The sequence below is a fragment of the Vibrio sp. 811 genome (assembly GCF_033339195.1).
Genome location: NZ_JAWOUB010000284.1, coordinates 1 through 791, shown reverse-complemented (window position 1 = coordinate 791; position 791 = coordinate 1). Strand labels below are relative to the sequence as shown.

The window sequence follows — 791 nt, the reverse complement described above, 5'->3', positions numbered from 1 at the left end:
TTAGACAACGTTGCAACGGCAGATGCACAGTACGAGATCATGTTCTACGTACGCCGCGCACTACGTCGTATTGCTCGTTGGTTACTGCGTAATCGCAGCGGTAAATCTACCGTTGGTGAGTTGATTGCAATCTACAAACAAGATGTGAATGTCATTACTGAAACTCTTGATAGCATGCTGGTTGAATCTGAAGTGGAAGAGCACAATGAGTTGGCTCAAACATGGATGGAGCGTGGGGTAGAAGAAAAACTGGCCCATCAAGTAGCACGTCTATCGAGCCTTCAATCGGCACTGGATATTTCATCGGTTGCAAGTGAAACTGGCAAAACGGTTGAACAAGCATCGAAGCTATACTTCAACCTTGGCGATCGCTTGTCGTTGCACTGGTTCTTGAAACAAATCAATAGCCAAGCTGTCGACAACAACTGGCAAGCTCTAGCTCGCGCGGCATTCCGAGAAGACCTAGATTGGCAACAACGTCAGTTGACAGCGCAAGTTCTCAACTGCGCGTGTGCAAACGAAGATCTTGATGTAATGCAAGCGCTTGAAGAGTGGATGGAAGCAAACGAACAATCACTTCATCGTTGGGAAAGCATCCTTAATGAGTTCAAAGTCGGTTCTGTACATGAATTTGCCAAATTCTCGGTAGCTCTTCGTGAACTGGTACTGCTTAATTTGAATTGCTCTTCAAACGAGTAGGTGAGTTAACTTATTAGAAAAAGCCTCGTAAATGCGAGGCTTTTTTGTATCCGCAAACACCAAATTCCGGCCATTAACGTGACACTGTAACT

At 45.3% G+C, this 791-nt stretch carries 1 pseudogene; it reads left to right on the top strand.

The features are described 5' to 3' along the window. Positions 1–699 (top strand): annotated as a pseudogene (locus tag R7Q46_RS26370) (NAD-glutamate dehydrogenase domain-containing protein); the annotation flags it as partial. Positions 700–791 lie beyond the last annotated feature (92 nt).